This window comes from Terrabacter tumescens (assembly GCF_014646815.1).
GTDB classification, from domain to species: domain Bacteria; phylum Actinomycetota; class Actinomycetes; order Actinomycetales; family Dermatophilaceae; genus Terrabacter; species Terrabacter tumescens.
In genome coordinates this window covers 374,786-388,639 of the sequence record NZ_BMNZ01000006.1, presented here as the reverse complement: position 1 = coordinate 388,639, position 13,854 = coordinate 374,786, and the positions used below count along the sequence as shown (strand labels likewise).

The 13,854-nt window shown below is 69.0% G+C and carries 8 protein-coding genes and 1 riboswitch; of the genes, 4 read left to right on the top strand and 4 right to left on the bottom strand.

Annotated elements, in window-relative coordinates; translation table 11 throughout:
- The first annotated feature begins 19 nt into the window (after window positions 1–19).
- On the top strand, window positions 20–1,042 hold the full coding sequence (locus tag IEY30_RS17045) for a glycosyltransferase family 2 protein (RefSeq protein ID WP_052359003.1): 1,023 nt from the start codon (window positions 20–22) through the stop codon (window positions 1,040–1,042).
- On the opposite strand, the gene IEY30_RS17040 is transcribed toward IEY30_RS17045, so the two are convergent.
- The gene (locus tag IEY30_RS17040) at window positions 1,023–2,339 is read right to left on the bottom strand and encodes a bifunctional o-acetylhomoserine/o-acetylserine sulfhydrylase (RefSeq protein WP_030203074.1); all 1,317 of its coding nucleotides are present in this window, start codon (window positions 2,337–2,339) and stop codon (window positions 1,023–1,025) included. The two genes, IEY30_RS17045 and IEY30_RS17040, sit on opposite strands and share 20 nt — an antisense overlap.
- Window positions 2,340–2,426: 87 nt before the next feature.
- Window positions 2,427–2,546, bottom strand: a riboswitch (SAM riboswitch).
- Window positions 2,547–2,721: 175 nt separating this feature from the next.
- Here IEY30_RS17040 and IEY30_RS17035 point away from each other — a divergent pair.
- Complete coding sequence (locus IEY30_RS17035; RefSeq protein ID WP_030203071.1) at window positions 2,722–3,885, top strand: acyl-CoA dehydrogenase family protein; 1,164 nt, start codon at window positions 2,722–2,724, stop codon at window positions 3,883–3,885.
- Window positions 3,886–3,959: 74 nt separating this feature from the next.
- Window positions 3,960–4,979 carry a glycosyltransferase family 2 protein gene (locus tag IEY30_RS17030; protein ID WP_043417378.1) on the top strand — a complete coding sequence of 340 codons (1,020 nt, stop codon included), beginning with the start codon at window positions 3,960–3,962 and terminating at the stop codon, window positions 4,977–4,979.
- A gap of 65 nt (window positions 4,980–5,044) precedes the next feature.
- Here IEY30_RS17030 and IEY30_RS17025 read toward each other — a convergent pair whose 3' ends face one another.
- Window positions 5,045–7,066: a DUF6541 family protein gene (locus IEY30_RS17025; protein WP_052359002.1), complete on the bottom strand. Its 2,022-nt coding sequence runs from the start codon at window positions 7,064–7,066 to the stop codon at window positions 5,045–5,047.
- A gap of 199 nt (window positions 7,067–7,265) precedes the next feature.
- On the opposite strand from IEY30_RS17025, the gene IEY30_RS17020 reads away from it, so the two are divergent.
- Window positions 7,266–9,746 (top strand): glycosyltransferase, encoded by a 2,481-nt coding sequence (locus IEY30_RS17020; protein ID WP_030203058.1) that lies wholly within the window; start codon window positions 7,266–7,268, stop codon window positions 9,744–9,746.
- A gap of 85 nt (window positions 9,747–9,831) precedes the next feature.
- Here the strand turns inward: IEY30_RS17020 and IEY30_RS17015 are convergent, their stop codons facing one another.
- Together IEY30_RS17015 and IEY30_RS17010 are read right to left on the bottom strand one after the other, a co-directional pair.
- Complete coding sequence (locus IEY30_RS17015; protein WP_030203056.1) at window positions 9,832–10,983, bottom strand: glycosyltransferase; 1,152 nt, start codon at window positions 10,981–10,983, stop codon at window positions 9,832–9,834.
- Window positions 10,980–13,775 (bottom strand): bifunctional glycosyltransferase/CDP-glycerol:glycerophosphate glycerophosphotransferase, encoded by a 2,796-nt coding sequence (locus tag IEY30_RS17010; RefSeq protein ID WP_162181030.1) that lies wholly within the window; start codon window positions 13,773–13,775, stop codon window positions 10,980–10,982. Before IEY30_RS17010 ends, IEY30_RS17015 begins: the two co-directional genes overlap by 4 nt.
- Window positions 13,776–13,854 lie beyond the last annotated feature (79 nt).

The window sequence follows — 13,854 nt, the reverse complement described above, 5'->3', positions numbered from 1 at the left end:
CGACATTCTAGGAGGAGAAATGCAGCCGAGCATCGCATGCGTCGTGCCGTGCCACAACGAGGAGGTGGCCGTAGGCAAGGTCGTGGCCGATCTGCGGGCCAGCCTCCCGGAAGCCGTGATCTACGTCTACGACAACAACTCCACGGACCGGACGGCCGAGGTGGCCCGTGAGGCCGGAGCGATCGTTCGGGCGGAACGCAACAAGGGCAAAGGCAACGTGATCCGTCGTGCCTTCGCTGACGTTGACGCCGACGCGCTGCTCATCATCGACGGTGACGACACGTATGACGCGACGCGGGCGCGCGAGCTCGTTGATGCGCTTCTCGACGGTCCGTTCGACCAGGTGGTCGGCGCGCGGAGAGAGACGTCCGCCTCCGCATACCGGCCCGGCCACGCGGCCGGCAATCGCCTCCTGACGGGGGCAGTCCAGCACCTCTTCGGTGACGACATCAGTGACATGTTGAGCGGTTACCGCGTCTTCTCCCGCCGATTCGTCAAGTCATTCCCCGCCTTGTCTCGGGAGTTCGAGACCGAGACGGAGATGACGGTTCATGCCCTCAACCTACGGCTGCCGACTCTCGAGATCCCGATCGACTTCAAGGATCGGGCACCGGGAAGCGAGAGCAAGCTGCGCACGTACCGCGACGGCTGGCGCATTCTGCGTGTGATCCTCAACCTGGCTCGCCGAGAGCGTCCTGCTCTGGTGCACAACCTGGTGGCTGGGCTGCTCGCGATCGCCTCCGTGGTGCTCGCCGTGCCCGTCGTGGGTGACTACATCAGGACAGGGACGGTGCCCCGTTTTCCCACCGCCATCCTGGCTGCCGCAGTTATGACCATCGCGGCCATCGTCGCGCTGGTCGGCTACGTTCTCGAGTCGGTGATGCACATGCGCCAAGAGCAGTCCAGGCTTGCCTACCTCCGCTACGCCGCCCCATCTCGGGGCGAAACGCCGGCGATCACGCCCGGCGGTGAGAGGCCGACCGGCCACGCTGCCGGCAACCCTTCGGACGGCAATCCGGACGTCATCCGTCAGCTGCGGTGAAGCCCTGCTCGAGGTCGGCGAGGATGTCGTCGATGTGCTCGATGCCGACCGAGAGCCGCACGAGGCCGGGCGTGACACCGGCTGCCAGGCGGTCCTCCTCGGGTCCCTGGGAGTGCGTCGTCGAGGCCGGGTGGATGACGAGGGAGCGCACGTCGCCGATGTTGGCCACGTGGCTGTGCAGCGTCAGCGCCTCGACGAACTTCTTGCCCGCCGCGAGGCCGCCCGCGATCTCGAAGGAGAGCACGGCGCCGGCGCCACGCGGCGCGTACTTCTGGGCGAGCGCGTGCGACGAGCTCTCGGGCAACGAGGCCCACACGACCCGCTCGACCTGGGCGTGGTCCGCGAGGAAGGCGGCGACCTTCGCGGCGTTGTCGAGGTGTCGCTCGATGCGCAGCGACAGCGTCTCGAGACCCTGGGCGATGAGGAAGGCGTTGAACGGCGAGGCCGACGGCCCGAGATCGCGCAGCAGCTGGACGCGGGCCTTGAGGATGTAGGCGAGGTTCGCCCCGAGCGGGCTGCCGACGCCGAGGTCCCGCGCGAAGACGAGGCCGTGGTAGCTCTCCTCGGGGGTGTTGTAGTTGGGGAACTTCTCGGGGTCCTTGGCATAGTCGAAGTTGCCCGAGTCGACGATGACACCCGCGATCGAGGTGCCGTGGCCGCCGAGGTACTTCGTCGCCGAGTGCACGACGACGTCGGCGCCCCACTCGATGGGGCGGATGACGTAGGGCGTGGCGATGGTGTTGTCGACGACGAGCGGGACGCCGTGCTCGTGGGCGAGGGCGGCGACGGCCTGGATGTCGAGGACCTCGGCCTTGGGGTTGGCGATGGTCTCGCCGAAGAACGCCTTGGTGTTCCGGCGCACGGCGGCCCGCCACGACTCGATCGACGTCGGGTCCTCGACGAAGCTGACCTCGATGCCGAGCTTCGGGAAGGTGAACTTCAGCAGGTTGACGGTGCCGCCGTAGAGGCTGGGGGAGGCCACGATGTGGTCGCCGGCCTCGGCGATGTTGAGCAGGGCCAGCGTCGTCGCCGACTGTCCCGAGGCGACGAGGAGCGCCCCGACGCCGCCCTCGAGGGCGGCGATGCGCTGCTCGACGACGTCGGTCGTCGGGTTCATCAGGCGGGTGTAGATGTTGCCGAACTCCTTGAGCCCGAACAGGTTTGCCGCGTGGTCGGTGTCGTCGAACACGTAGCTCGTCGTCTGGTAGATCGGCAGCGCGCGTGATCCCGTCGCGCTGTCGGCGCTCTGTCCGGCGTGGATCTGCTTGGTCTCGAAGGACCAGCTGGGCTCGGTCATCGTCGTGCTCCTCCTGGGTCGTGTCGATGACCAGAGGTCCCCGCTGGGCGGACCTGGTGCACCGACGGGTCGGTGCGGGAGAGAGGCTCTCCGCGCTTGCCCGAGCGCCGGGTGGCGTCGACGGGCCAGGTCCTCACCCGGGGCACCCCACCGCGGTTGGAGGGTTGCCGGCCAGCGAGCCGGGGCTTGTCGCTGGCGCTCATGACCTACCTGCGAGTGTACGTATGCGTGTCCGTCCTCCGGGAGCGGCTGTCCTCATCGTGGACGCCGCGTCTCACCCGACAGGGCGCGGTGAGCGGGGTGGCAGGCACAGGGATCTGCTCGCCGTGGCGTCGATCACTAGGACGTCCTACTAATCCGAACTCGTGAGTAGGATCGCGCCGTGAGCACGAATGCCGACTTCGACCTGTTCCGGACCAGCGAGGACCACGAGGCCCTCAGGGAGGCCGTCCGCGCGGTCGCCGAGGACAAGATCGCCCCGTACGCCGCGGCCGTCGACGCGGAGGCCCGCTACCCGCAGGAGGCCCACGACGCCCTCGTCGCCTCCGACTTCTTCGCGCCCCACGTGCCGGAGGAGTACGACGGCGTCGGAGCCGACGCCCTCGCGACGTGCATCGTCATCGAGGAGGTCGCCCGGGTCGACGCCTCGGCCTCGCTCATCCCGGCCGTCAACAAGCTCGGCTCGCTGCCCGTGATCCTCGACGGCAGCGACGAGGTCAAGGCCCGCTACCTCCCGCCGCTCGCGAAGGGCGAGACGACCTTCTCCTACGGCCTGTCCGAGCGCGAGGCCGGCTCGGACACCGCGTCGATGCGCTGCCGCGCCCGCCAGGACGGCGACGGCTGGGTCCTCTCCGGACAGAAGTCGTGGATCACCAACGCCGGCGTCTCGGAGTACTACACCGTGCTGGCGGTCACCGACCCCGACGGTCCTCGCGGCGGCAACGTCACGGCCTTCGTCGTCGAGAAGTCCGACGAGGGCTTCACCTTCGGTGAGAAGGAGCGCAAGCTCGGCATCAAGGGCAGCCCGACGCGCGAGCTGCACTTCGACAACGTGCGCCTCCCGGGCGACCGCATCGTCGGCCAGGTCGGCGACGGCCTCAAGATCGCGCTGCGCACGCTCGACCACACCCGCGTCACCATCGGTGCCCAGGCCGTCGGCATCGCGCAGGGCGCCCTCGACCAGGCCCTCGCCTACGTCAAGGAGCGCAAGCAGTTCGGCAAGCGCATCGCCGACTTCCAGGGCATCCAGTTCATGCTCGCCGACATGGCGATGGAGCTCGAGGCCGCGCGCCAGATGGTCTACGTCGCGGCCGCGAAGTCCGAGCGCGGCGACAAGGACCTCACCTTCTTCGGGGCCGCGGCCAAGTGCTACGCCTCGGACGTCGCCATGAAGGTCACCACCGACGCCGTCCAGCTGCTCGGTGGTGCCGGCTACACGAGCGACTTCCCGCTCGAGCGGATGATGCGTGACGCCAAGATCACCCAGATCTACGAGGGCACCAACCAGGTCCAGCGCCTGGTCATGGCCCGCCAGCTCCTCAAGTAGGCTGGTCGCCGCTCGCGCGGTGAGGCTCGGGCCACCGAGCCTCACCGACGAACGACGACGACAAGGACACCACCGTGGACCTGACTCCCGACCTCCAGCCGGCGGTCAGCGTCATCATGCCGATCCTCAACGAGGAGAGGCACCTTCGTGATGCGGTGGCGATGATCCTCGCGCAGGACTACGCCGGTCCCCTCGAGGTCGTCCTCGCGCTCGGACCCTCGACCGACCGCACCGACGAGGTTGCCGCCGCCCTCGCGGTTGGTGACTCGCGTGTGCGTGTCGTGCGCAACCCGACCGGCCGCACCCCGGACGGGCTCAACGCCGCGATCGGCGCGAGCACCGGCGAGGTCATCGTTCGGGTCGACGGCCACGCCGAGATCCCCGACGACTACATCAGCGTCGCCGTCCGGGAGCTGGAGCGGGTGGGTGCCGACAACGTCGGCGGGATCATGGACGCCCAGGGCACGACGGACTTCGAGCGAGCCGTGGCTGCGGCGATGCGCAGCCCTCTGGGCGTCGGCAGCTCCCGCTTCCACACCGGCGGGCAGGCGGGGGAGGCGGACACCGTCTACCTCGGGGTGTTCCGTCGCTCCGCCCTCGAACGAGTCGGCGGCTACGACGCGCACTTCGCGCGGGCGCAGGACTGGGAGATGAACCACCGCATCCGCGAGACCGGTGGCACCGTGTGGTTCACCCCCGACCTCAAGGTGACCTACCGTCCTCGCGCGTCGGTCAAGGCTCTCGCCAAGCAGTACTTCCACTACGGCCGCTGGCGCCGCGTCGTCGCGCGCCACCACGAGGGCACCATCAACCCGCGCTACCTCGCACCGCCGACGATGGTCGTCGTCACGACGGCCGCCACCGTCGCCGGCTTCTTCTGGGCGCCCGCGTGGGTCGTGCCGGCGGGGTATGCCGCGGGCGTCGTCGCCGGGGGCGCCGCCATCTCGCGTGGCGAGTCCGCCCGCTCCCGTGCGGTCACGCCCGTCGTCCTCGCGACGATGCACTGGGCGTGGGGGATCGGCTTCCTCTCCAGCCCGCGCCGGCTGACCCGGCCCAGCGAAGCCCTCGCCGTGCAGGCCTCCGCCACCGACTGATCCGACCGGAGTCTCCGTCGGCGTCGAGGCCGGCGTCTCAGCCGGTCCCGCGGTCTCATCAGGTCTCATCCGGATTGGGCGCAGGCGACCCGCTCGTAGAGCGTGAACGGGCCCGCGGCCGCGACCCGGCGCCACGCCGGGGAGCTGCCCACCTGGTCGATGCCGACGTACTCCCGGACCCGGTCGCCCGCCCACGAGAACGGCTGGCCGCCGGTGATCGCGTAGGTCACCCGCTGACGCTCCGCAGCGGCGCACACGTCGGGGTCGGTGCCGACCCGGTCGAGAGAGCTCGCGAGCAGCTGCCGGTCACCGGGCGTGTTCGTCTTCTCCGTCGGGATGAGCAGGGTGCGCCCGCTGACGACGTAGAGGTAGGTTTCGCCGTTCCACGGGTTGGCGGCCACGACGGCGTCCTCGGGCACCTTCGCGGACAGCTCGCGCAGTGCTCGCAGCTCCGGGCCCGACGCCCACGAGTCCGCCGGCTTCGGGTGGAAGTAGCGGTGCAGGATGTGCCGGTGCGCGTCGGCCTGCGTGCCCGCGTTGAGGCAGAGGGCGCCGAGCACGACGACTGTCGCGACGGCGGTGCCGAGCCGGAGCCCGAGCACCTGCCGGCGTGCCAGCGCCGGTGGCACGAGCCGCGCTCCCAGGTCGACGAGGGCCACCAGGCCGGCGGTCCCCACGAGGACGGCGGGCAGGATGGCGGCGGTGTGCAGCCGGACCGCGTTGTTGTACCAGGGCCACGTCAACCACCGGACTGTGTCGGTGTCGACGGCGATGTTCAGCCAGTAGAGCGCCAGCGTCCCCACGAGCGCGGGGATGAGCCACCGCACCCCGCGGTGGCGCAGCAGCACGGCCACGATCCCGATCGCGACCACCGCGGCAAGCACCGGCAGCGGCCTCGTGTGGCGCGGGGCGAAGTTGACGAGGTCCTGCCACGCCTCGGACGGCGTCCGCTCGGGGCCGGCGGCACCGGTGCCGAACATCGAGGCCGAGCGGAGCACCACGGAGGCGGCCGCAGCTGCCGCGAGGGTCGCGACCACCCCAGCCAGCACCGCCAGCCGTCGCCGCCAGGACGCCTGCCGGAAGGCGTAGCCGAGGACCCGGCCGAGCACGAGCAGGCCTGCGAGCACGCACAGCGTGACGAAGGCGTTGGGGTGGGCCATCACGAGCCCGGGGACGGCGACGACGAGGACGACCGCGGAGCGCAGACGGTCGCCCACGGCATACGCAGGTCGTCCCGCAGGGCGGAAGATCCCGGCCACGGCGGCGACCGCGGCGGGCAGGATCGCCTGACCCAGCAGGTTGGGCCACAGGACCCCGAAGCCCATGAGCAGGTAGGGGAAGGTCGTGAACGCCACGCTCAGCAGGGCGGCGGACAGCGCCACGACGACGCGGCGCCCGAACAGCGCGAGCGCGAGCACGACGCAGCCGATGGGCCACGCCAGCCCGACGAGCACGAGGACGAAGACCGAGGACGAGACGACGACCGAGGCGCCGGTGAGGAGCGAGATGGTCGCCGTGAACGCGTAGAACGCCGACGGGTAGAAGCCGGACCACGTGGGGAAGTTGAACCGCCCGATCTCGAAGGACGACAGCGTGCCGTTCTCGAGGCCCCACTGCGGCGCAGCGACGTGGAAGATCGTGTCCGGCCCCTGCGGCAGCGCCTCGGGCGAGCGCAGCTCGGTCGAGATGGTGACGAGCACGAGGACGAACACGAGCGCCACGCCCACGAGCGCAGCCCACCACACGGCGTCGAAGCGGGGCGCGGGCGGGAGGTCGCGCCACCGGCCGCGCGCCGAGAGGGCCCCGTTGGCGCGGGAGGCGAGCGCGCCGAGCCCGGCGCACGCGGCAGCCAGGGCGACGGCCCCGGCGAGGAGCGGGGCCAGGCCCCACCGGACACCCAGCGCCGACGCGAAGACGGCGGAGACCGACAGGCAGGTGGTGGACAGCAGCGGCGCCAGCCCGAGCGCCGCGAGGGGGCGCAGTCGGAGCAGCAGGCCCGCAGCGAGGCCGGGCAGCAGGACGAGGGCCGTGGTGGCGAGGAAGACGACGAAGGTGCCGCTCCACGATGTCGAACCGGGGACTAGCACCGCTTCACACTCTCCGATGGTCTTGTCGTGGTCTGCGCCCCAGAGACTCTACAGACGCCCGCGACACGCTTGCTGCGGTGTCCCGCCGGGCCCTCGGGTGTCGTGCACCGAGGTCGAGGGGCCGGGGCGTGGTCAGTACGATGGCGGGCGTCTCGGGTCCGCCGGACCTCGAGCGAGACGATGAAGGAGTCCGGACCCGATGTCATCAGCCGCGCGGCTTGCCGCGAAGGTCAAGCGAGTCGTCCGCCAGGTTGCCGCAGCCGGGCCCCATGAGCTCAGGGCTGCCGCGCAGGAGCTCCCCGTCGACCCTGGTCTGGTGCTCTACGAGTCCTTCGGCGGCAACGGCATGCTGTGCAACCCCGAAGCCATCTTCCGGGCTCTTCTGGACGACATGGCCCAGCAACACCTCCGGCACGTGTGGGTGCTGAAGGACCTCGACGCAGCCGATCCGGCCGTCGAGCAGCTGAAGGGGCATCCCCGGGTGCGTTTCGTGAAGCGGGGTTCGACGGCCTATCACCAGGCGCTGGCCACGGCCGGCCTGCTCATCAACAATGCGACGTTCCCCCCGCACTGGGGCAAGCGACCCCAGCAGGTCTACCTCAACACCTGGCACGGCACTCCCTTGAAGAAGATGGGCTACGACGAAGCGCGGGGGGCATTCACCGCACGCAACGTCCTGCGCAACTTCCTGATGGCGGACTTCCTGTTGTCGAGCAGTCCCTTCATGAGCGAGCAGATGTTCGAGCGCGCGTACCGACTCACGAACGTGGGACGAGCACGACTGCTCGAGCTCGGCCAGCCCAGGACCGACGCGCAGTTCACCGGAGCGCAGGGAGCGGCGGCCGCGCGCGCGTGTCTCGACGAGCACGGAGCCCGCGTCTCACCGCAGGAGACCTTGGTGCTGCTGGCTCCCACGTGGAAGGGAGCATCGTTCCACGCCCCGGTCGACGATGCCGCCTCGCTTGCCGACCAGGTCCACGAGCTCCAGTCCCAGCTGCCGCCTGGTCATCGCGTCCTGCTCAAGGTCCACCAACAGGTCTACTCGTACGCCGTCCGGGAGCCGCGCCTGGAGGGCCGGCTCGTGCCGAACCACATACCGACCAACACCGTCCTGGCAGCGACGGACGTCCTGGTGACCGACTACTCGAGCATCTTCTTCGACTTCCTCACCACGGGGCGGCCGATCATCTTCTTCACTCCTGACAGGGAGGACTACGACGACCAGCGAGGTGCCTACCTCGACGCCTGCGACCTCCCCGGACCGCAGGCGACGACCGTCAGCCAGCTGGCTGAGCTGGCTGCGGCCGTCGGCACCGGTGGCGACATGGACCCGGTGCGCACGCATCGCGAGCTACGGGACGCGGCGCGCCGGACGTACGCCCCGCGAGATGACGGCGGAGCAACCCAGCGCGTCCTGGACGTCGTCGTGCGTGGCGAGACGACCGAGGGGACGCGACCGCTGGCCAGGGACGGTCGCCCCACTCTCTTGATCTACCTGGGCGGCATGATGTCCAACGGCATCACCAGCGCAGGCCTCAACCTGCTTCGCTCCATCGACCACGAGCGGTGGGACGTCACGGCGCTGGTTCAGGAGAGCGACAACGCCGATCGGGTCGTCAACATCGAGATGATCGACCCGCGGGCCCGTCAGCTCCACCGCAAGGGCAGCATGGTCATGAGCAAGCGCCTGCGGTCGGCCCGTCGGAAGCTCATGCGGGGGCGGCGGGACTCTCTCAGCGCGCCCGTGCAGTCGAAGCTGGACGAGCACCTCGCCCAGGAGCTGCGTCGAACCGTCGGAGACGCAGTCTTCGACCATGTGGTCGACTTCAGCGGCTACTCGCCCGCATGGACGTTCCTCCTGGGTCAGGCGCCCGGTCGACGGGCGGTGTGGCAGCACAACGATCTACTGGCCGACCAGATGCGCCAGGTGCACGGCAGACGTCCGCACGAGCGCAACCTCGCCGGTGTGTTCTCCAGCTATCACCTGTACGACCGATTGGTGTCGGTCTCGGAGGCGCTGCGCGACATCAACGCGGCGAATCTCGGGCAGTACGCTGCCGCTGAGAAGTTCGTCGCTGCGCGCAACACCCTGGACGTGCAGCGAGTGCTGTCGGGCGCCGCGGAGAGGCCCCCGGCTGGGACGATCGACTGCCTGTCACCCGCCGACCCCGGCTGTGATCCCTACCTCTTCGTGACGGTGGGGCGCCTCTCCCCGGAGAAGAACCAGGCGCGCCTGATCCAGGCCTTCGCCGCGGTGCACGCCAAGCGACCGCAAGCGCGACTGGTCGTGATCGGCGACGGCCCCCTGCGAGCGCGGCTGCAGGACATGGTGGAGGCCCTTGGCCTGGGTGATGCCGTCCAGCTCGTCGGTCTGCAGCGCAACCCCTGGTCGATCATGGCGGCCTCCAGCTGCTTCGTGCTCTCCAGCGACTACGAGGGCCAGCCCATGGTGATCCTCGAGGCCCGCGCGATCGGTCTGCCCGTCGTCTCCACGGCCTTCGACTCCGTCGGCTCTGCTCTCGAACCGGGCGCCGGCATCGTCGTCGAACGCACGGTGGAGGCCCTGGCGGATGGCATGCTGAAGGCGGTCGACGGTGAGGCCGTCCCCTCTGCCTTCGACCCGTACGCCTACAACGAGGTCGTCGTCAGCGAGTTCGAGAAAGCCGTCGGTGCCCCCTGAAGGACGCCCCCGGTGAGCGCGATACGGGGACGGCTCCGGGCCCGGCCGGTCTGGCCTCGGGCCGGGGCCGTCCGCCTGTCCGCGCTCACAGCATGGTGCGGGCGATGAGCTCTTCCCAGCGGTCGAGGACGGACTCCGCCGAGAAGGCGAGCGCGTGGGCTCGAGCCTGGTCGGCATAGGTCTGTCGGAGGGGCTCGTCGGACATCAGGCGCCGCATGCCTGCGGCCAGACCCTCGATGTGCGACGGGGAGACGACGATGCCGTTCTCACCGTCGCGGACGATCTCGCGGATGCCCGCCGAGGCGTTGTACGTGACGACAGGGACAGCGCACGCGATCGCCTCTGCAAGGACCATCGGCAGTCCCTCGTAGTGGGAGCAGAGCAGGGCGATGCTGGAGCGCAACAGCACAGCCTCCACGTTGTCGACAACGCCCATGAACCGCACGGATGACGCGATCCCGAGCTCGGCTGCGAGAGCAACGAGCGCCTCGTGCTCGGGCCCGTCACCGTACAGCTCGAGTCGCCACTCCGGGTGCTGCGAGCTGACGAGTGACCAAGCGCGAAGCGCGTGGTCCACCTGCTTGTTCTCATCGTGCCGCGCGATGAGGACAACGAGCTTGTCCCGCCCGGTCGTCGGCGCCTCGTCCGGATAGAAGGGCAGCGGGTTGGGCATGTGCCCGGTGTTGTTGAAGTTCTTCTCGCGGAACGCCGTCGCGTCCTCCTCGGTCAGGAGCAGGAAGCGGTCGATCTGGCGGTAGACCTTCGATATCCGGCCGAAGTCGCCGGTGAGCTGCGCCGCATCGAACGACGAGTGGTACTGGCCTATGACGCGGGTCCCGGCATTGAGACAGCGCTCGATGCCGAGCTCGGCGAGGTGCTCGGCCACGAAGACCTGCGTGCAGATGAAGAGACCCTCGCGGTATCCCTCGAGGAGGCGGTCCAGCCCCTTGACCGCCTCGGCACGCATCGACGCGCGCACGTCGTCCGGCCAGGGCTCTTCGCTACGGGGACGTTCGGGCCTCGATGACAGGAAGCCCGTGGAGTACGGCAGGCTGCCGAGCGTGAGTCGCTCGTCGGCCGCTGGACGTATGCCGCGCAGGGCGACGTCGTAGCCACGCGAGGTGAGTCCCGCGGCGATGAGGTGGGACACCCGCTCGGCGCCGCCGAGTCCGTCGATGTGGTTGGACATGACGAGGATCGGTGGCCGCGTGCCGCCGAGCGAGCGGAACGAGGTCACGCGTCCATCTCCTCGAGCAGCGCCAGAACAGCGCGTTCGGACGCGTGTCCGTCCTCCATGCCACAGAACCTTTCCAGGAAGCGGTCGTAGGCCGCAGCGTGCTCGGTCGTGCCCGACTCCGCGGATCTCAGGGCGGCGACCAACTCATCGGTCGTCGTCGTGAAGGGGCCGGGCGCCTCTGCGCGCAGGTCGAAATACGTGCCGCGGGTCATGAGGTACTCGTCGTAGTCGAAGGTGTGGAAGATCATCGGCTTGCCCAGCAGGGCGAAGTCGAACATCACGGAGGAGTAGTCCGTCACGAGGACGTCTGCCGCGATGTACAGCAGGTTGACGTCCTGGACCGTGGAGGCGTCGATGGCCCGGTAGCGCGCGGTGCCGGGGACATGGATCTTGTTGAGGTAGTGCGGGCGGAGCAGCAGGAAGTACTCCGGGCCCAGGGCTTCGAGCAGGCCGTCCACGTCGAAGGGCAGGGTGACTTTCGAGCGCTTGTCCCGCAGCGACTCGCGGAAGGTCGGCGCATAGAGCACGATCTTGGCGTCATCCGGCAGGTCGAGCAGCCGTCGGGCCTCCTCGCGGGTCAGCGTGCCGTTGACGAGGACGTCGTTGCGTGGAGTGCCCCAGCGGACCTGTTTGCCTTCGTAGGCGAAGGCTGGGACGAAGGTCTCCGCAAAGTAGGGGTTCGGCACCACGAGGTGGTCCCATGCGCCGATGCCACGGTCGGGGAGTCGCTCCGGCAGGTCCCAGCCCAGGACGTCCTTGCCCATTCGCTTGAGCGGGATCCCGTGCCAGGTCTGGAGATATCGCTGGCCGGGGCGCTTGCGGACGTAGGCCGGAAGGGTCTGGTTGTCGACCCAGTAGGAGGCCTGTGCCAGGGCGAGGAGGTACTGGCGCGAGCCGCGCACGACAGTGCGCGTGTCCGGGTGCGGCGGCGGTGTGTCTTTGGGGAGTACCCAGACGCTCTTGAGGTCCGGTCTCAGCTGTCGCATCCGCTCATAGACGTACTTGGGGCTGTCCCCGTAGATGGTGCCCATGTTGGCCTCGAAGAGAACGAGCGAGGGGTCGAGGGGCAGGTGCTGGAGGTTCTCGAAGAAGGTGGAGTGGTCGAGCTGGTCGGACGGACGCTTGTCCCGGCGCCGGTCGTCGATGCGCGCCAGCACCCGACGGTCCAGGGCGCGCAGCGCCCTGCGCCGGGTCTCGCCCTGCGCGGCAGCGGACAGGCGGGCCCTGCCCTCGACATCCGGGCCCAGCTCCGCTGGACGACCGTGTACGAGTCGGGAGACGAGGTGGATGGGGAGCGTGGCTGCCGCGAGACTGTTCGGCCACAGCAGGTGCGTCTGTACCTTGTGCCGGCCGAGTGTCACCTCCATGCGGAGGCTCCACTCCACCGGCATGACGAACTTGAAGAGTCCGGAGTCGGAAGCGATGCGCGCACGCCATTCGAGGCGGTTGCTGTCATGGTGCTCGATCTCGATCGGGACCGTGACTGCCTGCGCGTGCCCGACCCGACGTGCGACGAGCCGCATCGACCAGTCGTTGTGTGCTGCGAACTTGCCCAGGGTGTCGTGCGTGAAACCGCGCAGCACGATGTCCCTGCGGCGCACCGAGTAGCTCGTCACCTCATGGTGGTGGTGGTACGTGCCGAACGGGGCTCGTAGCCAGTCGGCCGTGGTGACATCGCACAGCTCTTCAGCCAGCTCGTCAGAGAAGTCCCGGCCAGGAGCGGCCTCAGCCGATGCCCGGTCACCCTCGATGCTCACCCGGCCGTTCTCCTCCGCGAGTGTGAAAGCCATGATGTTGAAGCGGTCGAACAACATGGTCTGGCGGAGCCCCGCGAGGTCCCCTCGCAAAGCCATGCCGTACGCGGCGCCGAGGGCCTTGGGCAGCTCGAGGAACCTTTCGCGGGCGAGCCCGCCGAGATATGGCTCGGCGAGAGCGAGCACCTCCCGGGTCGTTGCTGGATCGCCGGCCACGACGTCGGCGAGATACAGGCGCATGTCGTGCGAGAGGAACTTGCGGTCCTTGGTCCTCTGGACGTGGGCGAGTCCAATGGCGTCAAGGTAGGCGTCGATTCGACGGTGGGCTTCCAGCCGTGAGCGGAAGTTGTCCAAACGGTGCCGCTGGTTCGAGATGGACTTGGTGGCAGCTGTCGGGAAGATACGCCAGAGGTAGACGTTCTCGGGGATGATCGCAATGCGCCGTGCCATGGTGTAGGCCTGAATGGTGAAGACTTGGTCCTCGTAATGGATGTCCTCGGGGAAGCGGATCCGGTGACTGTCGAGGAACTCACGGCGATAGAGCTTGTTGACCGACAGGGCCTCCTCGATGAGCTCCGGCATCTCGTCGATGGACTCGATCACCTTGCGCTCCCGAAAGAAGGCGGGGTACCAGAGTGTCTGGCGCTTGGTGTCCATGTACTCGCGCCGGACGAGCCCCATCGAGAAGTCCGCATCGGCGTCCTCGAGAGCCTCGAGGAGGTTCTTGCACGCGTGGCGTTCCAAGCGGTCGTCGCTGTCGAGGAACATCACCCGGTCCGCGGTGGCCATCTCGATGCCCGCGTTTCGCGGTGCGCCGCAGCCGCCCGAGTTGTGCGGCAGCCGCACGTAACGCACCCTCGGGTCGGAGTCGACCAGTGACTGGGCTACTGCAGGCGTGTCGTCTGTCGAGCAGTCGTCGGCGATGATCACCTCGAGCCGACGGAGCGACTGCCGAAGCACAGAGCGGACCGCGGTCGGCAGGCGTCTTGCGTCGTTGTAGACGATGACCACGACGCTGACGAGTGGTTGCGGTGACACGCTGCTCATGCTGGAGGGGTCCCCTGGGGTAGTTGTGGTGACGAGTTCCGGACCTGCCGGTTGGTCACGATACCGTGGG